The organism is Pseudomonas sp. P4_C8 (genome assembly GCF_056401975.1).
The window spans coordinates 92,388-118,945 of sequence record NZ_JBFUIH010000014.1 but is presented as its reverse complement, the minus strand read 5'-3'; the positions used below and the strand labels follow the sequence as shown (position 1 = coordinate 118,945).

Below are 26,558 nucleotides of genomic sequence, written 5' to 3'. Positions count from 1 at the left end.
GTCATGATCTCAGCGCTGGTGACGGATGCGTGGGTTGGCAAAGCCGTAGAGGATGTCCACTACGAAATTGACCACAATCACCAGGCAGGCGATTAACAGGATGCCGTTTTGCACCACGGGATAATCCCGTGCGCCAATGGCTTCGATCAGCCATTTGCCGATGCCGGGCCACGAGAAGATGGTTTCGGTCAGAACCGCACCCGCCAGCAATGTGCCGACTTGCAGGCCGACCACGGTCAGTACCGGAATCAGCGCGTTGCGCAGGCCGTGCACGAACACCACGCGCGACGGCGACAGGCCTTTGGCGCGGGCGGTACGAATATAGTCTTCACGCAGTACTTCGAGCATCGACGAACGGGTCATCCGCGCAATAACGGCCAGCGGGATGGTGCCGAGCACAATGGCCGGCAGGATCAGGTGATGCAGGGAGTCGAAGAATGCGCCGACGTCATCGGCCAGCAGCGTGTCGATAAGCATGAAGCCGGTGCGCGGCTCGATGTCATAGAGCAGATCGATCCGCCCGGACACCGGGGTCCAGCCCAGGCTCACCGAGAAGAACATGATCAGGATCAGGCCCCACCAGAAGATCGGCATCGAGTATCCCGCCAGGGAGATGCCCATCACCCCATGGTCGAACAGGGATCCTCGCTTGAGTGCCGCAATCACCCCGGCCAGGAGGCCCAGGATGCCGGCGAACAACAGGGCGGCCATGGACAGTTCCAGGGTCGCGGGGAATAGAGAGGTGAACTCGCTCCACACGCTTTCACGGGTACGCAGCGATTCGCCGAGGTCGCCGTGAGCCAGTTTGCCGATGTAGTCCAGGTATTGGGCATACAGCGGTTTGTTCAGACCAAGGCGTTCCATTGCCTGAGCATGCATTTCGGGGTCGACTCGACGTTCGCCCATCATTACTTCCACGGGGTCGCCTGGAATCATGCGAATCAACGCGAAAGTCAGCAAGGTGATGCCGAAGAACGTGGGGATCAATAACCCCAATCGGCGGGCAATAAAACTAAACATCTTCTGGTCTACCTCATCAGCCGGTTAGGCGTGCCTGGTGTCCCTGGAGTCAGGGACACCGGGAGTTTTCTTATTTACTTCACCTGGGTGGTGGCGAAGTTATTCGTGGTAAGCGGGCTAATGTGATAGCCCTCTACGTTGTTGCGCATTGCAGTAAACATACGGGTGTGTGCCATGCTGATCCATGGCTGGTCCTGATTGAAAACCTCCTGGGCTTGCTCGTAGAGCGCTGCACGTTCCGTCGGGTTCACTTTAGCTCGGGCTTCGTCGATCAGCGTCTGGAATTTCTCGTTGCACCAGCGTGCGTAGTTTTCGCCGTTCTTGGCTGCTTCGCAACTCAGCATAGGCGTCAGGAAGTTATCCGGGTCGCCGTTATCACCCGCCCATCCGGCGGAAACCATGTCGTGCTCGCCGTTTTTCGCACGCTTGAGCATTTCGCCCCATTCCATGACGCGAATATCGACGTTGATCCCGACCTGAGCCAAGTCAGCCTGCATCATCTGCGCACCGAGCATCGGGTTCGGGTTGGTCGGACCGCCGCCGTTGCGGGTGAACAGTGTAAATGTAGTGCCTTCTGGTACGCCGGCCTCCTTGAGCAGGGCGCGGGCCTTGTCCAGATCACGCGGCGGGTTTTTCAGGGCGTGGTTGTAACCCAGCAGGGTGTCAGGGTACGGGTTGACGCCCACGGTTGCATTGCCTTTGCCGAACAAAGCATTGACATAGGCGGCCTTGTCGAACGCCATGTCGATGGCTTTGCGCACGCGTACATCGCTCATGTACTTGTGAGAGGTGTTCATCGCGATGTACGAAACGGTCATCGCGTTCAGCTCATCAACCTTCAGGTTGGTGTCTTTCTTGATGCTCGGGATGTCATCGGGCTTGGGATACAGCGCGATCTGGCATTCGTTGGCCTTGAGTTTTTGCAGGCGCACATTGTTGTCGGTGGCAATCGCCAGAATCAAGGCTTCAGCGGGAGGTTTGCCACGGAAATACTCCGGGTTGGCCTTGAAACGAACCTGAGCGTCCTTGTTATAACGCTGGAACACGAACGGGCCGGTGCCGATTGGCTTGTTGTTCAGGTCGCCGGTCTTGTTCGCCTTGAGCAACTGGTCGGCGTATTCGGCGGGGTAGATCGAGGAGAAGGCCATGGCGATGTCCGCCAGGAACGGCGCTTCGCGACGGGTCAGAGTGAATTTGACGGTGTTGTCGTCGACTTTTTCGACGCTTTTGAGCAGATCTTTGAAGCCCATGCTTTCAAAGTACGGGAAGCCCACGCTCGACAGTTTGTGCCATGGGTGGTTCGGGTCCAGCTGACGCTGGAAACTCCAGACCACGTCGTCGGCGTTCATGTCGCGGGTCGGCTTGAAATAGTCGGTGGTGTGGAATTTGACGCCTTTGCGCAGGTGGAACGTGTAAGTCAGACCGTCTTCACTGATGTCCCAGGAATCGGCCAGTGCCGGAATCACCTCGGTGGTACCGGGCTTGAAGTCCGCCAGGCGATTGAAGAGGGTTTCGGCCACCGCATCGGCGGTGACTGCGGTCGTGTACTGGACCATATCGAAGCCTTCCGGGCTGGCTTCGGTGCAGACCACCAGGGGTTTGGCCGCAACGCCAACAGCGACACTCAGCAACGCGGCCGTGATGGCCGCACGTAGGGGAAGCATTTTCATCAAGAACCCTCTGCAATCGGTTAAAGGTCAAAACCCAAAGGCTGATACGTCTCTGAATCAGCCTTTGGGCAGGTGCATCACAGAATATTGAACGGAATGGTGGTCACGAGGCGGAACTCGTTGATGCTGCCGTCACCCTGGTTTTCGCTGGCACGGTGAGCGGTATAGGTCACGCGAACAGTGCTGGCCTGGAACGGGCCGCTCTGAATGGCGTACGTAGAACCGATGCCGTATTCGTAATGATGTTCGCCGTCCATGTTCTTAACGTCGTAGGCCGTGCCGGTGTAGTGCGTACCGTCGATGTCCCATCCGCGAGCCTGGTAGATGTTGAACTTCAGGCCAGGCACGCCGTATTCGGCCATGTTCAGGCCGTAGGCGATCTGGAAGGACTTCTCGTTCGGGCCGTTGAAGTCCGACAGCAGGGAGTTGGCCAGGTAGATGCCGTTGGTTTCGTGCAGGTAGTCGAAGTACTCGTTACCTTCCACTTGCTGGTACGAGAAGGTCAGGGTGTGAGCCCGGTGAGTCAGGCCGAACGACAGGGAGTAGGTGTCGTTGTCGATGTTGCCGAGCAGGGCCTTACCTTCTTCCTGGGTTTTGTAGTAATTCAGGTTGGTGTTGAGGCTCAGCACCTGGCTGTCGCCCAGGATGTGATTGGCGCCGAAGTAGTATTGGTTCCAGAGGTCTTCAGCCTGGGTCGCCCACAGGCTGGTGGTCAGGCTGGCGAAGGGTGTGAAGGTGATACCGCCGGTATGAACGTGATCGGTTTCAACGAAGCTGTTGGCGTATTCGCTACGAAATTTACTCAGGCTTTCTTCGGTTCGCGGTGAGTTGCGATCGAAAGTGCCCAGATCGAATGCCAGGTTGTTCAGCTCTTCGCTGTGGATGGCCACACCCTCGAAGCTCGAAGGCAGCGCACGGTTGCCGATGACGTCGACCATCGGGCTGCTGAAGTTCATGCGGCCGGCGGTCAGGGTGGTGTTGGAGACGCGCGCCTTGACGTTGGCAAGACCCAGCTTGCTCCACTGACCTTGAGCGTCGCCGCCCTCTTTGGTCAGGGTACGGTTGTTGCCCGCGCCTGGACGGGTGCCTGGTGCGCCACCGTTGTTGGAAGCCAGGTTCTCGCGATCGCGCTCCAGAGCAATTTCGTTGTAGGCGGCCAGTTCAGTACTCAAGCCCACGGCGCCTTGGGTGAAGCCGGAGTTGTACTTGACGATGGTGCCTTGAACCCAGTTGATCCGGCGATCCGTCGGGGTGGGTACACCGTTTTTGAGGTAAGTGAACTTGCTGCCGCGATGCAATTGTTCGTTGGCGTACCAGTTACGCGTAGTGCCGGAAATCGACTGGCCTTCGACAAAGCCGGTTGCGTCGGCTTGTGCGCTTTTGGTGTTGACCGTCACCGGGGTGAATTCCTGGCTCTGGGTTTCTGCGTATGCCGTGGCGGTTACGCTGCTGATGGCCAGGGCCAATATCGCACTGCTGCTCAGTTTCATGGGTGAAGCTCCTCGGTTTCTTTTTTTTTATTAATGCCGGTCTTATTGGGTGATCCGGCTATTTGGTTTAGAACGCAAACAAGGCTTCGCAAACGTTTGCTGTACGCCGGACTGGCGAATTTCGGCAATACGCTTGCGTGAGGGCGCAATGCGCCCCCAGCGTTCTGGCTAATCGGTTATTGGTCGATACTGACGCCCGAGAACACGTTGCGGCCGAAGGGGCTGACTTTGAACCCTTCGACTTTGGTGCTTAACGGCTGGTTAACCGTCGAGTGGGCGACTGGCGTGATCGGTACCTGCTGTTTGAGGTACTGCTGCGCCTGTTTGTAGAGCACGGTGCGCTGGTCCCGGTCGGTGACGACCTTGGCCTGCTTGATCAGCTTGTCGTAAGCCGGATCGCACCACATGGAGTAGTTGTTGCCACCAATGGCGTCGCAGCTGTAAAGCGTGCCGAGCCAGTTGTCCGGGTCCCCATTGTCACCGGTCCAGCCGATCAGGCTGATGTCGTGTTCGCCATTCTTGGTGCGCTTGATGTACTCGCCCCATTCGTAGCTGACGATCTTCACTTTGAGGCCGATTTTTGCCCAGTCAGCTTGGAGCATTTCGGCCATCAACTTGGCGTTCGGGTTGTAAGGGCGCTGAACCGGCATTGCCCATAGGGTGATTTCGGTGCCTTCTTTCACGCCGGCGGCCTTGAGCAATTCCTTGGCTTTTTCCGGGTTGTAGGCGGTGTCTTTAATCGTTTCGTCGTAAGACCATTGGGTCGGCGGCATGGCGTTGACGGCCAATTGCCCGGCACCTTGGTAGACGGCGTTGAGAATGCTTTGCTTGTTCACCGCCATGTCCAGCGCCTGACGCACTTCGAGCTGGTCGAAAGGCTTGTGTCGAACGTTGTAGGCGATGTAACCGAGGTTGAAGCCAGGCTTCTCGATGAGCTGAAGTTTGCTGTCGTTCTTCAGCGCAGTCACATCGGCAGGGCGCGGATGCAGGGTGATCTGGCACTCGTTGGCCTTGAGTTTCTGCACCCGCACCGAAGCGTCGGTGTTGATGGCGAAAATCAGGTTGTCGAGTTTGACTCGGCTCAGGTCCCAGTACTGCTTGTTGCCGGTGTAACGGATGTTGGAGTCTTTCTGGTAACTCTTGAATACGAATGGGCCAGTGCCGATCGGCTTCTGGTTGATGTCGCTCGGCTTGCCGTCTGCCAGCAGCTTGTCTGCGTATTCGGCGGACAGGATGGCAGCGAAGCTCATGGCAATGTTCTGGATGAACGCGGCGTCGACGCTGTTGAGCGTCATGACCACGGTCAGCGGCCCGGTCTTTTCGACCTTGGCGATGTTCTTGTTCAAGCTCATCCCGTTGAAGTACGGGAACTCGGTCGGATAAGCCTTACGGAAAGGTTGTTGCGGGTCGAGCATGCGATTAAACGTGAACAGCACGTCATCGGCGTTGAAGTCGCGGGTCGGCGTGAAGTATGGGGTGGTATGAAATTTCACCCCTTCGCGCAGATGGAAGGTGTACGTAAGGCCGTCCCCGGAAATATCCCAGCTCGTGGCCAGGCCCGGTACGACGTTGGTCGCGCCTTTTTCAAACTCTGCCAAACGGTTGTACAGCGGCTCGGCGGCGTCGTTATCGGTCGCAGTGGTGTACTGCGCCGTGTCGAAACCGGCGGGGCTGCCTTCGGAGCAGAACACCAGGCTGTTACTGGCGGCCTGGCTGATGGAGGTGGCGGCCAACAGGCCGGTGCCCAGCAATGCGGATAAAACCAAGGTATGGCGCATGACGCTCCCTCTTATATTCACGAGTGTTTTGACAATGAGCCGCCGTTCCGTCCTGGAACGTGGAGGATCATTGATTTCAAACCCTGCTTGCAGCAAAACCGAGAGCCCACGCATGAGCTGGTCAGAACCCGACGGTATGAGCCGTGGATCTGGCAGTAAATGCGTAGAGTCCTAAAGACTCGTAGGAAAAGGCAACGCGTCCGACGCCACTGCAGTAGTGCGCAGTGGAATTGGATGTAAGAGTTTTCCTACTTTCTCGGCAGGTAAAACAACGGCGACGTCAGAAACGTCGCCGTTGCAACACCTTATTTGCTGACGCTGACGCCGTAGAAGGAGTTCAAGCCAAACGGGCTGATCTTGAAATCCTGCACTTCGTTGCGCATAGGTTGGAACACCGTCGAGTGAGCGATAGGTGTCATTGGCGTTGCGTCTTTGAGGACGTGTTGCGCCTGTTTGTACAGTTCGGTGCGCTTGGCCTGATCGGTCGTGCGCTTGGCTTCCTTGACGATGCCGTCGAACTTTTTGTCGCACCACTTGGAGAAGTTGTTGCCTTCCAGCGAATCGCAGCCGAACAGCACGTTCAGCCAGTTGTCCGGATCACCATTGTCACCGCTCCAGCCAATCAGCATCGCCTGGTTTTCACCACCTTTGGAGCGCTTGATGTACTCGCCCCACTCGTAGCTCTGGATCTTGACCTTGAGACCGATCTTGGACCAGTCGGACTGCAGCATTTCTGCCATCAGCTTGGCGTTCGGGTTGTATGGACGCTGTACCGGCATCGCCCAGAGAACGATTTCGGTGCCTTCTTTCACGCCGGCTTCCTTGAGCAGCTCTTTGGCTTTCTCAGGGTTGTACGGCGCATCCTTGATGGTGGTGTCGTAGGACCACTGGGTCGGAGGCATGGCGTTGACGGCCAGTTGGCCGGCGCCCTGGTACACGGAGTCGATGATTTGTTGCTTGTTGACGGCCATGTCCAGTGCCTGGCGAACTTTCAGCTCGGCCAGCGGGTTTGCATCGGTTTGACCCTTGACCTTAGGCATCACGTTGTAGGCGATGTAACCCAGGTTGAAACCGGCCTGGTTAGGCACCTTCAGAGTCTTGTCTTCCTGCAGCGCTTTCAGGTCGGCCGGGCGCGGGAACAGAGTGATCTGGCACTCGCCCTTCTTCAGCTTCTGAATACGCACCGACGGGTCGGTCGTGATGGCGAAGATCAGGTTGTCGATCTTCACGTCGTCCGGCTTCCAGTAGTCCTTGTTCCCGGTGTAGCGGATGTTGGAGTCTTTCTGGTAGCTCTTGAACACGAACGGACCAGTGCCGACTGGCTTCTGGTTGATGTCGGCGGCTTTGCCTTCTTTCAGCAGCTGGGCTGCGTACTCGGCGGACTGGAGCGAGGCGAAGCTCATGGCCATGTTCTGGATGAACGCGGCATCAACTTCTTTCAGGGTGAACTTGACGGTTTTGTCGTCGACTTTATCGATCTTGGTGATGTTGGTGTCCATCCCCATGTCGGTGAAGTACGGGAATTCGGTCGGGTACGCTTTGCGGAACGGGTCATCCTTGTTAATCATGCGATTAAAGGTGAACAGCACGTCGTCGGCGTTGAAATCACGAGTCGGCTTGAAGTACGGGGTGGTGTGGAACTTGACGCCGTCGCGCAGGTGGAAGGTGTACGTCAGGCCGTCCGGGGAGATGTCCCAACTGGTCGCCAGACCAGGAATCACGGCGGTGCCGCCACGCTCAAACTGGGTCAGACGGTTAAACATGGTTTCTGCAGAGGCGTCGAAGTCGGTTCCGGTGGTGTATTGACCTGGATCGAAACCGGCCGGGCTCCCTTCGGAGCAGAACACCAGGTTAGTCGCGGCTTGGGCGAAGGGTGCGCTGGCTAATAAGCTGGCGCCGACTAAAAACGGAATGACCGCGTGTTTAAGCATGGTGGCCTCATGATTGTGGCTTTTTTGGAATTATAGGACGACCTCGTGAGTCGACCCTGCGGATACTTATGCAGGGGCCATACCCAATGCAAGATCCTGATCGAGCATAGGCGTTAAACAGTGGCACGTACGTACCTTAATGTCGCATATGTATAAATTCAGGCGCAATTGACCGTTTGCGCAGGTTTTTTTCGGTGCAACCGGGCGCACCGATGCAGGGCAATTGCTTCGTGTTGCGCACTCGGATGGCGCGCGGTGTTACTTATTTATACCCTCGGTTTGGGGGGGCAACCGCCGGTGCTTTCGGTAGCGCCTTAGGGATGATAGAACAGGACTGTTACCCCGTATTTGTTTGTGTCCACATCCAAAAGGTGGGAGCTGGTTTGTTGGGTCGCCGCATCGCTGCGATGGCGGCCTGACAGCCGACCAGTCTCTTGCAGGTGTACATATCCATTCCTGCGGCAACGGCCGCCGGCGGTTTCGCTCTTACAGCGAGTCCCTTTTGTCAAACGCCACAAAAGGAACCAAAAAGGCTCGCCCCGAGCGTCCGGCCCCTCGCCTGGGCTCGGCGTTCCTTCGCTCCGGTATCCATCCGGGGACACTGCCCTCCGGTCTGCTTCGCGACGACCTACATGCAGCGTGTTCGACTGCGTCGAACGGCGCTGCGCGCCACTCCCCGGATGAACACCTCCACTCAGCCTCCCGAAGGGGCGGGTGGATCAAGATCAAGAGCTGCAGGCGAGCTAACGCTCGGCCTGATGAGTGGTGAAGAGCGGCGGGTGTACACCGATCTACTGTAGGAGCTGGCTTGCCAGCGAAGGCGGCCAGACAGCCGACCAATCTCCAACAGATGTACACCATTCCCCTGTAGGAGCTGGCTTGCCAGCGAAGGCGGCCAGACAGCCGACCAATCTCCAGCAGGTGTACACCGTTCCCTGTGGCGAGCCTGCTCGCGATGACGACCTGACAGCCAACCAGCCCTTTCTGCTATCCCCGATTTATATTCATCCTGCTTTTATGTGTTTAGCAATGTGTAAAAAACACAGAGCTTTCCCACGCATTTTTCAGGTTGCCGGGTAGGAAGCGGTCCTTCTAACCTTTGGCCGTCGCTGCGATTTCAGCGACCGGGTGTGGAAACCTGGAACTCTTAGTAGCCGCATAGCTGGACCATCGTAATCGTTGCCGACGTCGTCTTTCGTCTGCAAACTGCGTCATGGCGGCTGTGCGTGGGCAGACTTCGGTCTGGCCGGGTCCTACTAACCGGTATTTCCACCCTGCGTGCAGCCGCCACCTATTTGTCGTGTGGAAACGACATTGGATGGCTCCCATTTTTAAGTAGGAGTATTCCATGGATAAGTTAATCCCCGATCCACCCACCACCCCCGAAGCTGAAGCCGAAGACTTACGCGTCGAAACGTTACTCAAAGACCGCGAAGCCATCAAACGCGCCCTCGACTACTACCTCGATCCCCCCTCGCAATACACCGAAAAACCCCGCCGCCCCAGCACGATGTACATGATCGCCCCGAACATGGACACCGAAAGCCTCTTGGCCCAAGCCTGCGAGTCGTTGGCTTCCGCGAGTGTCATGACCAGTGATTTCGCCGCCAACCTGATCGGCCCGCAGCGTAATACGGTGTTGGCGATTCAGCAGATCATCATGCTGGCGGAGTTGGCAGTGAATCGGGCGCTGGATAACGTTGATCCGCAAGGCTGATCGGAGACCGCGTTATCGTTCTTCGCGAGCAGGCTCGCTCCCACAGGGAATCTTCTTTGTTGCACAAATTGTGTGAACACCGGAGATCAACTGTGGGAGCGAGCCTGCTCGCGATGGCGTCGGATTTACCACAGCAGAAATTGCTGGTTCAACCTGGCTTCTGGCAGGCAACAAAAAACGGCGATCACTCCAGTGATCGCCGTTTTTTTGTACGTGTTAAAGAATCAAGGCATCAACACTTCAATCGCCCCATCCGCCGTCATGCTGACCTGACTCGTGCCCGCCTCAACATCCGGTGTCACCGGCGCTGCATCCATCGCGGCGGCTTTCATCATCATCGGCCCGCGCATGTACGGCTGTGGATAACCATTGCTGTTCAAGTTCAGGTTAACGATTTTGTAGCTCTTGCCGCCCAACGCATCCGTTGCCAGTTGCGCGCGGGCCTTGAAGGCCGTCACGGCATCTTTCAGCAGCGCGTCTTCACTGGCCTTGCGCGTCGGCGTGGCGATGGCGAAGTCCATGCCGCCCATTTTCAGGTCGGTGAGCAGTTCGCCGGTCAGTTTCGACAGGGCGGCGAAGTCCGAGCTTTCCAGGCGCAGTTCGGCGCGTTCACGCCAGCCGGTGATTTTCTGGCCCTTGGTGTCGTAGATCGGGTAGCTGTTGCGGCTGCCTTGGCGCAGGGTGATGTCTTTGACCTGTTTGGCCTGGGCCAGCGCTTTGTTCATGGTGGTGCTGACGTCGGCGGCGAGTTTGGCCGGGTCGGTGTTTTGGTCTTCGGTGTAGAGGGTCACGATCATCAGGTCGCGCGCCACTTCCTGGCTGACTTCGGCACGCAGGGAAATCTGGTTGTAGTGCAACTCGTCGACGGCCAGGGCCGGGAGGCTGGCGAGGGTGCCGACACTCAGGGCGAGAAGGGCGGTGCAGCGGCGCAATGTGTGCATGAAAGCTCCTTGGGCGGTGCGCAGGTGTTGGGTCCGAGCCTGCGTGAAACCATCAGACTCTAGCTTTGATGATCCGGTTCGCACAGTTACAACTTCTATACAGATGGAATGCAGGTGACCGCTTCGCGGTCAATCGCGAGCAGGCTCGCTCCCACAGGGGGACGCATTCAATGTGGGAGCGAGCTTGCCCGCGAAGGCGCCCTTATAGACGCCACAACCCTTTTTGCCATGTGGCGCTTTGCCGCACTTTTGCCTGTCAGCCCCCGCGCTTGGTTATACTCCGTGCGATCCGCCTGGAGCGCTCATCAGGAGAGCTCATGCTCGCCCCCGTTCAAATCACTTCTGCCACTCGCCAGAACCTCTGGCGGCTGACGTTCATCCGCACTTTAGTACTCGCCGCTCAGGCCGGTTCCGTGGGATTGGCCTACTGGTTCGACCTGCTGCCGCTGCCGTGGGTGCAGCTGGCGATGACCCTCGGGTGTTCGATGCTGCTGTGCGTGTTCACGGCTGTTCGACTGCGTACGTCATGGCCAGTAACCGAGCTCGAATACGCGCTGCAACTGGCCTGCGACTTGTTTATCCACAGTGCCCTGCTGTATTTCTCCGGTGGCTCGACCAACCCGTTCGTCTCTTATTACCTGGTGCCGCTGACCATCGCCGCGGTGACGTTGCCATGGCGCTATTCGGTGATTCTGTCCGGTATCGCGTTGACGATGTACACCTTGCTGCTCGTGCGGTTCTATCCACTGCAAACCTTCCCGATCGCTCGGGAAAACCTGCAGGTCTACGGGATGTGGCTGAGTTTCGCGCTGGCCGCGGCGGTGATTACATTTTTCGCCGCGCGTATGGCTGAAGAGCTGCGTCGTCAGGAAGAACTGCGCGCCATTCGTCGTGAAGAAGGCCTGCGTGATCAGCAATTGCTGGCTGTAGCGACGCAAGCGGCAGGCGCGGCTCATGAACTGGGCACGCCGCTGGCGACCATGAGCGTGTTGCTCAAGGAGATGCGCCAGGACCATCACGACCCGTTGTTGCAGGACGATTTGAGCGTGTTGCAGGATCAGGTCAAACTCTGCAAAGAGACCTTGCAGCAACTGGTGCGTGCCGCCGAGGCCAATCGCCGCTTGGCGGTGGAGATGCAGGATGTCACCGATTGGCTCGACGAAGCGCTGAACCGCTGGCACCTGATGCGCCCGGAAGCCAGTTACCGCTTCCAGCGTCTGGGTCAGGGCACCGTGCCGCGCATGGCGCCGCCGCCGGACTTGACTCAAGCGCTGCTGAATTTGCTGAACAACGCCGCCGATGCGTGCCCGGAAGGGCTGCAAGTGACGCTGGACTGGAACGCCGAAGACTTGACCATCAGCATTCGCGACCACGGCGCCGGTGTGCCACTGGCCATCGCCGAACAGATCGGCAAACCATTTTTTACCACCAAGGGCAAAGGTTTCGGCCTGGGCCTGTTTTTGAGCAAGGCCAGCGTGACACGCGCCGGCGGCTCAGTGAAACTCTACAGTCATGAGGAAGGCGGCACGCTCACCGAGCTGCGCCTGCCCCGTGTCGCCCGAGGAGACGAACATGAGTGACGAGATCCAAGTAGAAGGCGAAGAACTGCCGCATTTGCTGTTGGTCGACGACGATGCAACCTTCACCCGCGTGATGGCCCGTGCCATGGCCCGCCGTGGTTTTCGCGTCAGCACTGCTGGCTCTGCCGAAGAAGGCCTGACCATCGCCCAGGCCGATCTGCCGGATTACGCCGCGCTGGACCTGAAAATGGACGGTGACTCGGGTTTGGTCTTGTTGCCCAAGTTGCTTGAGCTGGACCCGGAAATGCGCGTGGTGATCCTCACCGGTTATTCGAGCATCGCCACCGCCGTCGAGGCGATCAAGCGCGGCGCCTGCAATTACCTGTGCAAACCGGCCGACGCCGACGACGTTTTGGCCGCGCTGCTGTCCGAACACGCCGACCTCGATACCCTGGTACCGGAAAACCCGATGTCGGTGGACCGTTTGCAGTGGGAACACATTCAGCGCGTGCTGACCGAGCACGAAGGCAACATCTCGGCCACGGCCCGCGCGCTGGGCATGCACCGCCGAACCCTGCAGCGCAAACTGCAGAAACGTCCGGTCCGCCGCTGAACGGACGCTGAACGATCATCGCCAGCTCTCGCGATAACCCGAACCGATCAACTATGATCGGTTCGTGTGTGTTCTTTTCCCTATCGAGCCTTATCCATGAATCAGAACGCTGAATATTCCGCGGTCAACGATGCCGTGCGCGGGCAGTTTTTCCGCAAGGTCTGGGCGATCATCACGCCCTATTGGCGAAGTGAAGAGAAGGTCAAGGCCTGGACCCTGCTGATCGCGGTGATTGCGTTGTCGCTGATCAGCGTGGGCATCTCGGTGTGGTTCAACACCTGGTACAAGGACTTTTACAACGCCTTACAAAAGAAAGATGAAGCGGCCTTCTGGCAGCTGATTCTGTATTTCTGCGCGATTGCGGCCGTGGCGATTGTCGGTGCGGTGTACCGGCTTTATCTGACGCAGATGCTGACCATCCGCTGGCGAGCCTGGCTGACCGAGAAACACTTTGCCCGTTGGCTTGGCAACAAAAACTACTATCAGCTGGAGCAGGGCGGCTACACCGATAACCCGGACCAGCGGATTTCTGAAGACCTTAACAACTTCACATCCAACACCCTTGAGCTGGGTATCGGGCTGCTGCGCAATATCGTCAGCCTGGTGTCGTTCTCGATCATTCTGTGGGGGGTGTCGGGCAGTATTGAAGTCTTCGGTATCACTATTCCCGGCTACATGTTCTGGTGCGTACTGGTTTACGCGGTGGTAGGTAGCTGGTTGACGCATTTGATCGGTCGTCGCTTGATCGGTCTGAACAACCAACAACAACGCTTTGAAGCCGACCTGCGTTTCTCCATGGTGCGGATTCGCGAGAATGCCGAAAGCATCGCGTTGTACAACGGAGAACCGAACGAAAATCGTCGGTTGAGTGGCCGCTTCGGGATGGTCTGGCATAACTTCTGGGACATCATGAAAGTCTCCAAGCGCCTGACATTCTTCACCGCCGGTTACAGCCAGGCGGCCATCATCTTCCCGTTCATCGTTGCCTCGCCGCGTTACCTCGCCGGCAAGATCGAGCTCGGTGAACTGATGCAAATCAGTTCGGCGTTCGGCAACGTTCAAGAGAGTTTCAGCTGGTTTATCAGTGCGTACCAGAACCTCGCTTCATGGCGCGCCACCTGTGATCGTCTGCTGAGTTTTCGTCAGGCCATGACTGACAACGAAGAGCGCCAGCCGGCCATCGATGTACAGAATCAGGGTGATGAACTGAAGATCCACAACCTCGGCCTTGATCTGGCGGACGGCCGTCATCTGCTGACCAACGCCGACATGGCGGTGGAAGAGGGCGAGCGTGTCATGCTCAGCGGTCGTTCCGGCAGCGGTAAGTCGACCTTGTTGCGCGCGATGGGGCATCTGTGGCCGGCGGGTCACGGCAGTATTCGTCTGCCGTCGGCGCGCTACCTGTTCCTGCCGCAAAAGCCGTACTTGCCGATTGGCAGCCTGCGTGAAGTGCTGAGTTATCCACAGGCTGGCGATACCTATCCGCAGGAACGCTACGTTCACGTACTGGAAACCTGTCGTTTGCCGCACCTCGTTTCACGTCTGGATGAAGCGAACCACTGGCAGCGCATGCTCTCGCCGGGTGAGCAGCAACGTTTGGCGTTTGCCCGTGCGCTGCTGTATGCACCGAAATGGCTGTACATGGACGAAGCGACCTCGGCGATGGATGAAGAGGACGAAGCGTCGCTATATCAGGCGTTGATCGATGAAATACCGGGCTTGAGCATTGTCAGCGTCGGGCATCGCAGCAGCCTGAAACGTTTCCACCCACGGCATGTTCGTATCGAGAACGGCCATTTGGTGGACCAGACCGTGACCGCATAAACACCGCAATCCCTGTAGGAGCAAGGCTTGCCCGCGATGGCCACAACTCGGTCTATCCGAACGACCGCGTTATCGTTCATCGCGGGCAACCCTTGCTCCTACACCGACGGTGATCGTACAACCGCGTTGAGCTATGATGCGGTTTCAGCCGAATTTTCGAGACAGAAGTTCACCATGGAAAACCCGAACGACGCACCACGCCTCCCTCGCAAGCGCCGCAGCCTCGCACAGGAATTGGTGACGGTGCTGTCCGAGCAGATCCGCGACGGTCACCTCAAGCGCGGCGACAAATTGCCCACCGAGTCGGCGATCATGGACGCCCATGGCGTCAGCCGCACCGTGGTGCGCGAAGCGATTTCCCGCTTACAGGCAGCCGGGCAGGTTGAAACCCGTCACGGCATCGGTACCTTCGTGCTCGATACCCCGAGCCCAAGCGGTTTCCGTATCGACCCGGCGACGGTGGTCACCCTGCGTGACGTGTTGGCCATTCTGGAATTGCGCATCAGCCTCGAAGTGGAATCCGCCGGTCTCGCTGCGCAACGCCGTAGCGCCGAGCAGCTGGCGCTGATGCGTTCAGCACTGGACGCCCTCAACGAAAGCGCTTCCCATGCCAGCGATGCGGTCGCCTCGGACTTCCAGTTCCACCTGCAAATTGCGCTGGCGACCGGTAACCGCTACTTCACCGACATCATGACCCACCTGGGCACCAGCATCATTCCGCGCACGCGGCTGAATTCGGCACGCCTGGCCCATGACGACCAGCAGCACTACATGAATCGTCTGAGCCGTGAACACGAAGAAATTTACGACGCCATCGCCCGCCAGGATTCGGATGCAGCGCGGGCGGCGATGCGCTTGCACCTGACCAACAGCCGCGAGCGCCTGCGCCATGCGCATGAAGAGGCTGAGGCGCAGCGGGGTTAAGAGGCAATTCGATAGGTGGGCCTACGCCTTTTTGCCGCAAAGGCGTTCAGCCCGGTTTCCTTGATTATTCGACAATCGCCACCGAAAGCTCCTGAGAAGAGTCTCCTGCAATCGAGCATCTGACCTTTGCCAATTTACCTACGTGACTATTGTACTGACTGGGTTCGACACGGATTCTGAGTGGCTGTCCAGTCTCAACAGTTCCGCTGAGAGACCAGTCCGTAGATGGCAATACGTTGAAATGGCAAGTTACTTTGGTGTCGGGAGCTAAGCCCGTGGTATCGACTTGGATTTACACGCAGACGCTGTTTTTGCTCCTGGAAAGTTCATTACCAAGATCAATGAAATTAACATCTACAACTTTTGGGCTGGGTACTTGCGTTGTCATGATCAGTTTTCCTTTGCTGGATACCCCGCAATTTTTGTTATGTATTCCAGTGCTTAGCTACTGTCAGAAATTACAGTTTCGATGAGCGGTCAGCGTTTATTTCCAGCTATCGCAGTGTCCAGCAGAATCGCGAGCAGGCTCGCTCCCACAGGGATCTTCAGTGAGCACACTAGTGTTGTTCACTCTCGATCAAATGTGGGAGCGAGCCTGCTCGCGATAGGGCCGGCAGCCCTGGTGAAAACGTCAGCCAGTGCGCAAGATCGAGCGATCTACCCTCACAGCCAATTCAGCCTCCCCGGCCTTGGTATCGAACGCCACATTCCCACGCTCATCCACCACCGCCCGCCCAATCACCACGCCCTTGGACAACAACTCCAGCGGCGCCCCCTTAAGCGATTGCCCCGAAGCCAGTTCCAATTTCAATTTGATAGTCATCATCGATCTCCTTATCAGGCAACGTTGCCAGTGGGTGTGTAGTCCTTGAGCAGCAAGTAAGTGCTCCAGCCCCACCAGTCGTCGATGGTGGCGGTGTCGTTCAGGTTGTTGACGTCCTTGCGTCGCAGCACTTTGTTGCCCTCGACCTTGAACAGTGGCGAGAAATTGCCAGCAGGGTTCAGCACGGCTTGCAGGTCCGGCAACTTTTTCAAGGCGCTGAAATTGCCGGGCAGCGGTGCGACGCCGCTGAGATACGCCGCGAAGATTTCATCCGCAGAAAGCTGTACCGCTTGATTAACCTGGAGACGGTTGGCGCTGTCGATCGCATCGAAATAACGCTTGTCGCCGTAGGCTCGCCATTGGTCGCCGTTGCCGTTGCGCACATTGAGGCCGAACTTGCTGTCTTCATCGTGCATGAAGCGGGTGATCAGCGAGCCCAGGTCGCTGGGTGTGACCACCGCGGCCAATTGCTTGCGGGGGACGCGCAAGTGCCCGGCGGAAAACAGGTCGGTCAGGTAGTGATCAGCAAAAGCATTCATCGCGTAGGCGATTTCCAGCTGTTTTTCATCACCACTGTTTTTCGCCAGCACGGCTTGCTGCACGGCCGCTGTGTGGCCTGCGATATAGGCCGCCAGTGCCCCTTCGGCAAAGTGGTCGGAATTGTTCGCGGCCAGTTTCAGATAACGCCCGAAAGGGAACAGAGCCGAGACAAAACTGCCGCCACCGGTAATCTTGTTCCACTCTTCCGACAACGTATCTCCGAGGGCGTCATACGCCTCGTGAGGTTGTTTGCCGTCCTGGATCGCCTGGTTAACCGCGGCGATTTCCTTTTGCATGACGGCGAGGATCTGCTTCGCCTCGGCATTGGAGGCCGGCAGAACGGCGAGGGAGTTAAAGGCGCTGGCGAAACGCTGGATGCGATCTACAGGCGTCGCGCCATCACTGATGGGCTGATCGGGAATGCCATAAAAATCACCCCCCAACGCAACGACCTGGCCATAGGTCAGCGCCAGGCCGTTGGGCAGATGCAGCTCAACCTGTGCCGCTGGAATGGCGGGGGCATCCTTGACGAAACGCAGCAGCGTGGTGTCGCCGATTGCGGTGTGCTCACCCCCCTCGAAACGCAGCTGAGGCTGGCCTTTCAGGGCATACACGGATGCTGATGCGGTCGGTAAAGATGCCGAATTGTGTTGCTCGCCAAGGCGCAGAACCAAGTGTTCGTTGGCGCGGATGGTAATGCCGTCCTCGGTAAAAAGATCATCCAGATTGGCAATGACCTGATTGGGGGTTTCCTGCGGTTTTGTGTGTAGACCTGACATTTCTTTCTCCTTGATATGTCATCGGTACGAACTTATTTAGCTGTATGCATATACAGTCATTTCGATCATAGATGAGAAATTTCCTACGTCAAGAAAATACTCGTCCCACAAAAAATCAGCAGACGGCGATGAAATGCAGTTGACGGTTATTATTTAAGTTGTACGATGACCTACAACTCGGCGAAAGCTGAACGGTTTCCTCACACACAAACGTTGCTACCCAGGGTGTTCGAATAATGAATCCACAAGAACTGAAGTCCATCCTCTCTTCCGGTCTGTTGTCTTTCCCGGTTACCGATTTCAATGCTCAGGGCGATTTCAATCGCGCGGGCTACATCAAGCGTCTCGAATGGCTGGCCCCATACGGCGCCTCGGCATTGTTCGCCGCGGGCGGCACCGGTGAGTTCTTCTCTCTGGCGGCCAGCGAATATTCGGAAATCATCAAGACTGCCGTCGACACCTGCGAAACCAGCGTGCCGATTCTGGCAGGCGTGGGCGGTTCGACCCGTCAAGCCATCGAATACGCTCAGGAAGCCGAGCGCCTGGGCGCCAAAGGCCTGTTGCTGCTGCCGCACTACCTGACCGAAGCCAGCCAGGACGGCGTTGCCGCCCACGTTGAAGCCGTGTGCAAATCGGTAAAAATCGGCGTGGTGGTATACAACCGTAACGTCTGCCGCCTGACCGCACCTTTGCTGGAACGTCTGGCCGAGCGCTGCCCGAACCTGATCGGCTACAAGGATGGCCTGGGCGATATCGAGCTGATGGTGTCGATCCGTCGCCGCCTCGGTGATCGTTTCAGCTACCTGGGTGGTTTGCCGACCGCCGAAGTTTACGCAGCGGCTTACAAGGCTCTGGGCGTGCCGGTTTACTCCTCGGCAGTGTTCAACTTCATCCCGAAAACCGCGATGGATTTCTACCACGCCATCGCTCGCGAAGATCACGCCACCGTCGGCAAGATCATCGACGACTTCTTCCTGCCGTACCTGGACATCCGTAACCGCAAAGCCGGTTACGCAGTGAGCATCGTCAAGGCCGGGGCAAAAATTGCCGGCTATGACGCAGGCCCTGTGCGTGCACCGCTGACCGATCTGACCCGCGAAGAGTACGAAATGCTTGCCGCGCTGATCGACAAGCAGGGTGCGCAGTAACACTTTCGATTAAGCAAGGCCGCTGATTGTTCAGCGGCCATTTGCGTGAGGAGAACATCTCGTGGCAGATGCAAAGCGTTTCGATAACTACATCAATGGTGAATGGGTTGCGGGCAGTGAATACTGCGCCAACATCAACCCGTCCGAACTGACCGACACCATTGGCCACTACGCCAAAGCCGATCTGGCTCAGGTCCACGCCGCCATCGACGCCGCTCGCGCCGCGTTCCCGGCCTGGTCGACCTCGGGCATTCAGGCTCGTCACGACTCGCTGGACAAAGTCGGCACTGAAATCCTCGCCCGTCGCGAAGAACTCGGCACCTTGCTGGCCCGTGAAGAAGGCAAGACCTTGCCTGAAGCCATCGGCGAAGTGACCCGCGCCGGTAACATTTTCAAGTTCTTCGCCGGTGAAACCCTGCGTCTGTCCGGCGACTACCTGCCGTCGGTACGCCCGGGTGTGAACGTTGAAGTGACCCGCGAAGCATTGGGCGTGGTTGGCCTGATCACGCCGTGGAACTTCCCGATCGCAATCCCCGCGTGGAAAATCGCCCCGGCCCTGGCTTACGGTAACTGCGTCGTGCTGAAACCCGCCGATCTGGTGCCGGGTTGCGCCTGGGCCCTGGCTGAAATCATCTCCCGCGCAGGCTTCCCGGCCGGCGTGTTCAACCTGGTGATGGGCAGCGGTCGTGTGGTTGGCGATGCGATGGTGCAGAGCCCGAAAGTCGACGGCATCAGCTTCACCGGCTCCGTGGGCGTTGGTCGTCAGATCGCGGTCAGCTGCGTCTCGCGTCAGGCCAAGGTTCAGCTGGAAATGGGTGGCAAGAACCCACAGATCATTCTCGACGATGCTGATCTCAAGCAAGCGGTCGAGCTGTCGGTACAGAGCGCGTTCTACTCCACTGGCCAGCGTTGCACCGCTTCGAGCCGCTTCATCGTTACCGCCGGCATCCACGACAAGTTCGTCGAAGCCGTGGCCGAACGCATGAAGTCGATCAAGGTCGGCCACGCGCTGAAAGCCGGCACCGACATTGGTCCGGTCGTCTCGCAAGCTCAGCTTGAACAAGACATGAAGTACATCGACATCGGCCAGTCCGAAGGTGCTCGTCTGGTCAGCGGCGGCGGTCTGGTGACGTGTGACACCGAAGGCTACTACCTGGCGCCAACGCTGTTTGCCGACAGCGAAGCCGAGATGCGCATCAGCCGCGAAGAAATCTTTGGCCCGGTAGCCAACGTGGTTCGCGTTGCCGATTACGAAGCAGCACTGGCCATGGCCAACGACACCGAATTCGGTCTGTCGGCGGGTATCGCCACTACGTCGCTGAAGTACGCCAACCACTTCAAACGCCACTCCCAGGCCGGGATGGTTATGGTCAACCTGCCGACCGCTGGCGTGGATTACCACGTTCCATTCGGCGGGCGTAAAGGTTCATCCTATGGATCCCGCGAGCAAGGTCGCTATGCGCAAGAGTTCTACACCGTGGTGAAGACCTCTTACATCGGTTCCTGATACACGCAATACCCGTAGGAGCCGGCCTGTGTAGGAGCTGGCTTGCCAGCGATAGCATCACCGCGTTGTGACTGACACTGCGCGGTGTCTGTATCGCGGGCAAGCCCGGCTCCTACAAAAAGCCAGCGCCTGCAGAACACCGTTAGTACCCGCATAAAAATAATCAGTGGGAGTACATCTACATGCAAGCGACCAAGCCGACCCACGTCCGCTATTTGATCCTGCTCATGCTTTTTCTGGTGACCACGATCAACTACGCCGACCGGGCCACTATCGCCATCGCGGGCTCCAGCCTGCAAAAAGACCTCGGTATCGACGCGGTCACCCTCGGTTATATTTTCTCTGCATTCGGTTGGGCCTACGTGGCCGGGCAAATTCCCGGTGGCTGGCTGCTGGACCGTTTCGGCTCGAAAAAAGTGTATGCACTGAGCATCTTCACCTGGTCGCTGTTCACTGTGTTGCAGGGTTATGTCGGCGAGTTCGGCATGTCCACCGCGGTGGTAGCGCTGTTCATGCTGCGCTTCCTGGTCGGTCTGGCTGAAGCGCCATCCTTCCCTGGCAACGCACGCATTGTGGCGGCCTGGTTCCCGACTGCTGAACGCGGTACGGCTTCGGCGATCTTCAACTCGGCGCAATACTTTGCCACCGTGTTGTTTGCACCGCTGATGGGCTGGATCGTCTACAGCTTCGGCTGGCAGCACGTGTTCATCGTCATGGGTGTCGTCGGCATCATCTTCTCGGGCATCTGGCTGAAAGTTATCCACAGCCCGCGTCAGCACCCGAAGATCAACGAGGCCGAGTTCAAGCACATCGCCGAGAACGGCGGCATGGTCGACCTGGACCAGGACAAAGGCAAAGGGAAAGCGGTCGACAAACCTGCTGAAGGTCCGAAGTGGGACTACGTGCGTCAGCTGCTGACCAATCGCATGATGCTGGGCGTGTACTTGAGCCAGTACTGCATCAACGCAATCACCTATTTTTTCCTGACCTGGTTTCCGGTGTACCTGGTGCAAGAACGCGGCATGACCATCCTCAAGGCCGGTTTTATTGCCTCGTTGCCGGCGATCTGCGGTTTTATCGGTGGTGTGTTGGGCGGTGTGATTTCCGATTACCTGCTGCGCAAAGGCCATTCCCTGACCTTCGCCCGCAAGGCGCCGATCATCGCTGGCTTGCTGGTGTCCAGCAGCATCGTGGCCTGTAACTACGTCGACATCGAATGGATGGTCGTGGGCTTCATGGCTTTGGCATTCTTCGGCAAAGGCGTTGGTGCACTGGGCTGGGCGGTGGTTTCCGACACGTCGCCGAAACAGATCGCCGGTTTGAGTGGCGGCCTGTTCAACATGTTCGGCAACATCGCGTCGATCACCACGCCAATCGTGATCGGCTACATCATCAGCTCCACCGGTTCGTTCAAATGGGCGCTGGTGTTTGTCGGTTGCAACGCACTGGTTGCGGTGTTCAGCTACCTGGTGATCGTCGGTCCGATCAAACGTGTAGTACTCAAGGAGCCGCCTGTCAGCGGTCCTGAAACAAACAACAAATTGTCACAAGCGCATTCCTGAGGAGCGGCGTCATGCAGTTGATTGAACATTCCGACTCGCCGCGCTACATCCGCCTGCACGAGCGGGACAACGTAGTGATCGTGGTCAATGACCAAGGCGTGCCAGCCGGCACTGAGTTTCCGGATGGCCTGGTGACTGTGGACTTCGTGCCACAGAGCCACAAAGTCACGCTGGAAGACATTCCCGAAGGCGGCCAGGTGATTCGTTACGGCCAGACCATTGGCTACGCGTTGCAGCCGATTCCGCGCGGCAGCTGGGTCAAGGAAGATCAACTGCGCATGCCCACCGCGCCACCGCTGGACAGCTTGCCGCTGTCCACCGAAGTGCCGGCGGCGCAGGCACCGCTGGAAGGCTTTACGTTCGAGGGATATCGCAACGCCGATGGCACCGTCGGCACGCGCAATATTCTTGGGATTACCACGACTGTTCAGTGCGTCACCGGCGTGCTCGATCATGCGGTCAAACGCATCAAGGACGAGTTGCTGCCCAAGTACCCGAATGTCGATGACGTGGTGGCGCTGACCCACAGTTACGGCTGTGGTGTGGCGATTACGGCGGCCGACGCGTATATCCCGATCCGCACCGTGCGCAACCTGGCGCGCAACCCGAACCTGGGCGGCGAAGCGTTGGTGATCAGCCTGGGCTGCGAGAAGTTGCAGGCCGGACAGGTGATGCACGAGAACGACAGTTCGGTGGATCTGAGCGAGCCGTGGTTGTACCGCTTGCAGGATTCGAGTCACGGTTTCACCGAGATGATCGAGCAGATCATGGCGCTGGCCGAAACCCGTCTGAAGAAGCTCGATCAGCGTCGCCGGGAAACCGTGCCGGCGTCCGAGCTGATTCTGGGCATGCAGTGCGGTGGCAGTGATGCGTTTTCCGGGATCACCGCCAACCCGGCGCTGGGTTATGCCTCGGACCTGTTGCTGCGTGCCGGTGCGACGGTGATGTTTTCCGAAGTCACTGAAGTGCGCGACGCCATCTACTTGCTGACTTCCCGCGCGGAGACCGAGGAAGTCGCTCGGGAGCTGGTGCGGGAAATGGACTGGTACGACCGTTACCTGGCCAAGGGCGAAGCGGATCGCAGCGCCAACACCACGCCGGGCAACAAGAAGGGCGGGTTGTCGAACATTGTCGAGAAGTCCCTGGGCTCGATCGTCAAGTCCGGCAGCAGCGCGATCAATGGGGTGCTTGGCCCTGGCGAGCGTTTCAAGCGCAAAGGGCTGATCTTCTGCGCGACCCCGGCCAGTGACTTTGTCTGCGGGACGTTGCAATTGGCGGCAGGGATGAACCTGCATGTGTTCACGACCGGACGCGGCACACCGTATGGTTTGGCGATGGCACCGGTGGTGAAGGTCTCGACCCGTACCGAGCTGGCGCAGCGCTGGCCGGATTTGATCGACATCGATGCCGGGCGGATTGCGACCGGGCGCGCTTCGATTGAAGACCTCGGCTGGGAGTTGTTCCACTACTACCTGGACGTGGCCAGCGGCAAGAAACAGACGTGGGCCGAGCAGCACAAGCTGCATAACGACATCACCCTGTTCAACCCGGCGCCGATCACATAGGACCGAGTCGCCTGCATCGCGGGCAAGCCTTGCTCCTACGTGCGTACGACGCAGACCTGTAGGAGCAAAGCTTGCTCGAGATAGCGGTCTACCAGACGCCGAAGGACTGAGTGGCTTATCATTAGCCCCCTAACGACGCTCACCCAAGGTTCCCCCCGGCATGCTGGCTATCTTCCTCGAAACCCTGAACATCACCGCGCCGGTGTTTGCCATGCTGTTTCTGGGGGCGTTGCTCAAGCGCATCAACTGGATCAACGACAACTTCATCCACACCGCGTCGGCCCTGGTGTTCAACGTCACCATGCCGGCGTTGTTGTTTCTGGGCATCCTGCATGCCGACCTCCACGCCGCGCTACAACCGGCGCTGCTGATCTACTTCTCGATTGCAACGCTGGTGAGTTTCGCCATTGCCTGGGGGTGGGCGATCTGGAAGTGCCCGCGTGAAGATCGGGGGATCTACACCCAAGGTGCATTTCGCGGCAACAACGGGGTGATCGGCCTGGCGCTGGCCGCGAGTATGTACGGTGATTACGGGATATCCCTCGGCGCGATTCTCGCGGCGCTGGTGATTCTGTTCTACAACACGCTCTCGACCATTGTGCTGGCGGTGTACAGCCCGGTGATCAAGTCCGATCCGTGGAGCATCTGCAAAAGCGTGAGCGGCAATCCGTTGATCATCAGCGTGTTTGCGGCGGCGCCGTTTGCCTATTTCAATATTGGCTTGCCGGGCTGGCTGGAGAAATCCGGGCAGTACCTGGCGCAGACCACGTTGCCGTTGGCGCTGATCTGCATCGGTGGGACGCTGTCGCTGGCAGCGTTGCGCAAGAGCGGCAACATGGCGTTCAGCTCAAGCCTGGTGAAGATGATCGGCCTGCCGGTGCTGACGACCCTTGGGGCGTGGCTCTGGGGCTTTCGTGGGGCGGAGCTGGGGATACTGTTTCTGTACTTCGGCAGCCCGACCGCTGCCGCCAGTTTTGTCATGGCGCGGCAGGCCAATGGCAATCACGAACTGGCGGCGGCGATCATTGTGATCACCACGTTGATGGCGGCGGTGACCACCAACATCGGGATCTTTTTGTTGCAGTGGGGTGGGTGGATCTGACTGCAGGATCTGCTGTGTTTTAGAGGGCCTCATCGCGAGCAGGCTCGCTCCCACAGTGATCTTCGGTGTTCACACAACTTGTGGAACAAAGGAGATCCCCCTGTAGGAGTGAGCCTGCTCGCGATGGCGGCAGACCTTTCACCACAATTTTCGGATTTTTACTCCGGCTTCTGATAACTCTCTATCACTTCCTGCGCCGCCCGAAACGCATCAATCGCCGCCGGGGCGCCGGCATACACTGCACAATGCAGCAGCGTTTCACGAATCTCCTCCACCGTGCAGCCGTTGTTCAGTGCACCGCGCACGTGGCCTTTCAATTCTTGCGGGCATTTGAGCGCGGTCAGCGCGGCGAGGGTGATCAGGCTGCGGGTTTTCAGCGCCAGGCCATCTCGGTTCCAGACAGCGCCCCAGGCGTGTTCATTGACGAAATCCTGCAACGGTTGGGTGAACTCAGTGGCATTGCCCAGTGCGCGGTCGACGAAGGCGTCGCCCATCACTTGGCGGCGGACTTCAACGCCAGGTTTTTTATTGTCGGTCATGGCACATCCCTCTTGTGGTGTTGGCGACGCCAGGCGAGCAGGGACGTGAACAGCAGAAACGCCACCAGCGCCGGCAGAACGAAAAACAGCATCAGGTGTTCAAGCTTGGCGGCCAGTGGCATGCCGGTAGTGAACGACACCACGTGCAGCCCGTAAGCCAGGTACAAACCCAGACACAGCAAACCTTCGGCCCGGGTCACCCGGTAGCCGGTGTAGAACAGCGGCAGACAGAACACCGCGACACCGAGCATCACCGGCAAGTCGAAATCCAGGGCATTGGGTGAGACCGACAGGGGCGACGGCGCGATCAGTGCCGTCACGCCCAGTACACCCAGAAGGTTGAACAGGTTGCTGCCGATCACGTTGCCCACGGCAATCTCCCGCTCACCCCGCAGGGCTGCGATCAATGAGGTGGCCAGCTCTGGCAGGGACGTGCTGACGGCAACAATGGTCAGGCCGATGATCCGTTCCGACAACCCCAGGTCGGTCGCCACCTCTACTGCAGCCCCCAACAGCAGATGCCCGGCGTAGATCAGCATCGCCAGCCCGGCCACGATCATCAGCAGGCTGACGAACCAAGGGGGCGGACGGCTTAGCGGATCGCTCGATGTCGGACGAGCCGAGTGCCGAGACTGGCGCAGCAGCAAGCTCAGGTATAGCGCCAGTGCGGCCAGCAGTATTACGCCATCCGTTCGGGTCAGTTCTTCATTCCAGGCCAGGACGAACACCAGCAGGCTGGCGCCGATCATCAGCGGAATATCCAGGCGCACCAGTTGCCGCGAAACGCGCAGCGGAATGATCAGCGCCGAGAGCCCGAGGGTGACGAGAATGTTGAAGATACTGCTGCCGATCACGCTGCCGACGGCGATGTCGGCATTTTCCGCGAGGGTGGCTTGCAGGCTGACCGCCATCTGCGGTGCGCTGCTGCCGAGAGCGACGATGGTCAAGCCGATGATCAGCGGCCGCACATGCCACCGCGCCGCGAGGCGCACGGCGGCACGCACCATCAGCTCCGCGCCTGCGATCAGTAAAACCAGGCCGCTGAGCAGTTCAATCACACTGATCAGGGGTAAATCGGCAAGTCCGAAAATGGTTGGTGCTCCGTCTGTCAGTCGTCGAGGGCTTGCACACGAACCTTGGCGGTGCCGCTTTTGATCATGCCCAAGCGCTCGGCGGCTTCATGGGACAGATCGATCAGACGTCCGCGGGTATGCGGCCCGCGATCGTTGATGCGGACCACGCAGGACTTGTCGTTGTTCAGATTGGTGACCTTCACCCGCGTGCCGAAGGGCAACTGGCGATGGGCGGCGGTCATGGAGTTCTTGTCGAAACGCTCGCCACTGGCGGTGCGTTTGCCTTGGTGTTTGGCACCGTAATAGGACGCCGTGCCGGTTTTGTCGTAACCGTGTGGATCGACGACATCGTTACTGGCACAACCGGCCAGCAGAGCGAGCAGGGCGCAGGCGCTAAGTAGACGCTTCATTCAAAGGTTTCCACATACAAATGTGGGAGCGAGCCTGCTCGCGAAGGGGGGCGTCACATTCAACATTTCTATCGACTGTCAC

At 58.4% G+C, this 26,558-nt stretch carries 21 protein-coding genes; 10 read left to right on the top strand and 11 right to left on the bottom strand.

The genetic code is table 11. The features are described 5' to 3' along the window. Positions 1-9 precede the first annotated feature (9 nt). From AC1DWM_RS11500 to AC1DWM_RS11480, 5 genes are all read right to left on the bottom strand, one after another. Positions 10-1,020 carry an ABC transporter permease subunit gene (locus tag AC1DWM_RS11500; RefSeq protein ID WP_223516441.1) on the bottom strand — a complete coding sequence of 337 codons (1,011 nt, stop codon included), beginning with the start codon at positions 1,018-1,020 and terminating at the stop codon, positions 10-12. A gap of 74 nt (positions 1,021-1,094) precedes the next feature. Beyond that, a complete protein-coding gene (locus AC1DWM_RS11495) occupies positions 1,095-2,690 on the bottom strand; it encodes an ABC transporter substrate-binding protein (protein ID WP_223516442.1) in 1,596 nt (531 codons plus the stop codon). A gap of 77 nt (positions 2,691-2,767) precedes the next feature. Next, complete coding sequence (locus tag AC1DWM_RS11490; protein WP_223516444.1) at positions 2,768-4,180, bottom strand: OprD family outer membrane porin; 1,413 nt, start codon at positions 4,178-4,180, stop codon at positions 2,768-2,770. Between the two features lie 176 nt (positions 4,181-4,356). Further along, positions 4,357-5,958, bottom strand: a complete 1,602-nt coding sequence (locus AC1DWM_RS11485) for an ABC transporter substrate-binding protein (protein WP_223516446.1) — start codon at positions 5,956-5,958, stop codon at positions 4,357-4,359. 305 nt (positions 5,959-6,263) lie between these two features. Continuing rightward, positions 6,264-7,889: an ABC transporter substrate-binding protein gene (locus AC1DWM_RS11480; protein ID WP_452624931.1), complete on the bottom strand. Its 1,626-nt coding sequence runs from the start codon at positions 7,887-7,889 to the stop codon at positions 6,264-6,266. 1,348 nt (positions 7,890-9,237) lie between these two features. On the opposite strand from AC1DWM_RS11480, the gene AC1DWM_RS11475 reads away from it, so the two are divergent. Continuing rightward, positions 9,238-9,606, top strand: a complete 369-nt coding sequence (locus tag AC1DWM_RS11475; RefSeq protein ID WP_223516450.1) for a DUF6124 family protein — start codon at positions 9,238-9,240, stop codon at positions 9,604-9,606. Between the two features lie 224 nt (positions 9,607-9,830). On the opposite strand, the gene AC1DWM_RS11470 is transcribed toward AC1DWM_RS11475, so the two are convergent. Continuing rightward, positions 9,831-10,547 carry an SIMPL domain-containing protein gene (locus AC1DWM_RS11470; RefSeq protein WP_223516452.1) on the bottom strand — a complete coding sequence of 239 codons (717 nt, stop codon included), beginning with the start codon at positions 10,545-10,547 and terminating at the stop codon, positions 9,831-9,833. A gap of 317 nt (positions 10,548-10,864) precedes the next feature. Here AC1DWM_RS11470 and AC1DWM_RS11465 point away from each other — a divergent pair, with 317 nt between their 5' ends. The 4 genes from AC1DWM_RS11465 (at position 10,865) to AC1DWM_RS11450 (ending at position 15,428) form a co-directional block, all read left to right on the top strand. After that, entirely contained in the window at positions 10,865-12,127 is a 1,263-nt protein-coding gene (locus tag AC1DWM_RS11465) for an ATP-binding protein (protein WP_223516454.1), read from the top strand. After that, positions 12,120-12,680, top strand: a complete 561-nt coding sequence (locus AC1DWM_RS11460; protein ID WP_007942792.1) for a response regulator transcription factor — start codon at positions 12,120-12,122, stop codon at positions 12,678-12,680. The genes AC1DWM_RS11465 and AC1DWM_RS11460 overlap by 8 nt, the downstream gene beginning before the upstream one ends. A gap of 96 nt (positions 12,681-12,776) precedes the next feature. Next, the gene (locus AC1DWM_RS11455; protein ID WP_223516456.1) at positions 12,777-14,504 is read left to right on the top strand and encodes an ABC transporter ATP-binding protein/permease; all 1,728 of its coding nucleotides are present in this window, start codon (positions 12,777-12,779) and stop codon (positions 14,502-14,504) included. Between the two features lie 174 nt (positions 14,505-14,678). After that, positions 14,679-15,428, top strand: coding sequence for a FadR/GntR family transcriptional regulator (locus AC1DWM_RS11450; protein ID WP_223516457.1), 750 nt, complete (start codon positions 14,679-14,681; stop codon positions 15,426-15,428). A gap of 631 nt (positions 15,429-16,059) precedes the next feature. On the opposite strand, the gene AC1DWM_RS11445 is transcribed toward AC1DWM_RS11450, so the two are convergent. Both AC1DWM_RS11445 and AC1DWM_RS11440 read right to left on the bottom strand, forming a co-directional pair. After that, positions 16,060-16,251 carry a hypothetical protein gene (locus AC1DWM_RS11445; RefSeq protein ID WP_477795217.1) on the bottom strand — a complete coding sequence of 64 codons (192 nt, stop codon included), beginning with the start codon at positions 16,249-16,251 and terminating at the stop codon, positions 16,060-16,062. Positions 16,252-16,265: 14 nt separating this feature from the next. Beyond that, positions 16,266-17,570: a phospholipase gene (locus AC1DWM_RS11440; RefSeq protein WP_223516461.1), complete on the bottom strand. Its 1,305-nt coding sequence runs from the start codon at positions 17,568-17,570 to the stop codon at positions 16,266-16,268. Positions 17,571-17,806: 236 nt separating this feature from the next. On the opposite strand from AC1DWM_RS11440, the gene kdgD reads away from it, so the two are divergent. From kdgD to AC1DWM_RS11415, 5 genes are all read left to right on the top strand, one after another. Next, positions 17,807-18,718: a 5-dehydro-4-deoxyglucarate dehydratase gene (gene kdgD, locus AC1DWM_RS11435; RefSeq protein ID WP_223516463.1), complete on the top strand. Its 912-nt coding sequence runs from the start codon at positions 17,807-17,809 to the stop codon at positions 18,716-18,718. Positions 18,719-18,779: 61 nt separating this feature from the next. Further along, positions 18,780-20,225 carry an aldehyde dehydrogenase family protein gene (locus tag AC1DWM_RS11430; RefSeq protein ID WP_223516465.1) on the top strand — a complete coding sequence of 482 codons (1,446 nt, stop codon included), beginning with the start codon at positions 18,780-18,782 and terminating at the stop codon, positions 20,223-20,225. Between the two features lie 182 nt (positions 20,226-20,407). Then, positions 20,408-21,787 (top strand): MFS transporter, encoded by a 1,380-nt coding sequence (locus tag AC1DWM_RS11425; protein ID WP_223516467.1) that lies wholly within the window; start codon positions 20,408-20,410, stop codon positions 21,785-21,787. A gap of 11 nt (positions 21,788-21,798) precedes the next feature. Then, complete coding sequence (garD, locus tag AC1DWM_RS11420) at positions 21,799-23,352, top strand: galactarate dehydratase (protein ID WP_223516476.1); 1,554 nt, start codon at positions 21,799-21,801, stop codon at positions 23,350-23,352. Positions 23,353-23,512: 160 nt separating this feature from the next. Beyond that, positions 23,513-24,454: an AEC family transporter gene (locus AC1DWM_RS11415; protein ID WP_223516478.1), complete on the top strand. Its 942-nt coding sequence runs from the start codon at positions 23,513-23,515 to the stop codon at positions 24,452-24,454. 158 nt (positions 24,455-24,612) lie between these two features. On the opposite strand, the gene AC1DWM_RS11410 is transcribed toward AC1DWM_RS11415, so the two are convergent. Genes AC1DWM_RS11410 through AC1DWM_RS11400 form a run of 3 tightly spaced genes read right to left on the bottom strand, consistent with a single transcriptional unit; the run spans position 24,613 to position 26,476 of the window. After that, positions 24,613-24,993 (bottom strand): carboxymuconolactone decarboxylase family protein, encoded by a 381-nt coding sequence (locus tag AC1DWM_RS11410; RefSeq protein ID WP_452624944.1) that lies wholly within the window; start codon positions 24,991-24,993, stop codon positions 24,613-24,615. After that, positions 24,990-26,051 (bottom strand): calcium/sodium antiporter, encoded by a 1,062-nt coding sequence (locus tag AC1DWM_RS11405; protein ID WP_223516482.1) that lies wholly within the window; start codon positions 26,049-26,051, stop codon positions 24,990-24,992. Before AC1DWM_RS11405 ends, AC1DWM_RS11410 begins: the two co-directional genes overlap by 4 nt. A gap of 50 nt (positions 26,052-26,101) precedes the next feature. Next, on the bottom strand, positions 26,102-26,476 hold the full coding sequence (locus AC1DWM_RS11400; protein ID WP_452624946.1) for a septal ring lytic transglycosylase RlpA family protein: 375 nt from the start codon (positions 26,474-26,476) through the stop codon (positions 26,102-26,104). Positions 26,477-26,558: the final 82 nt, after the last annotated feature.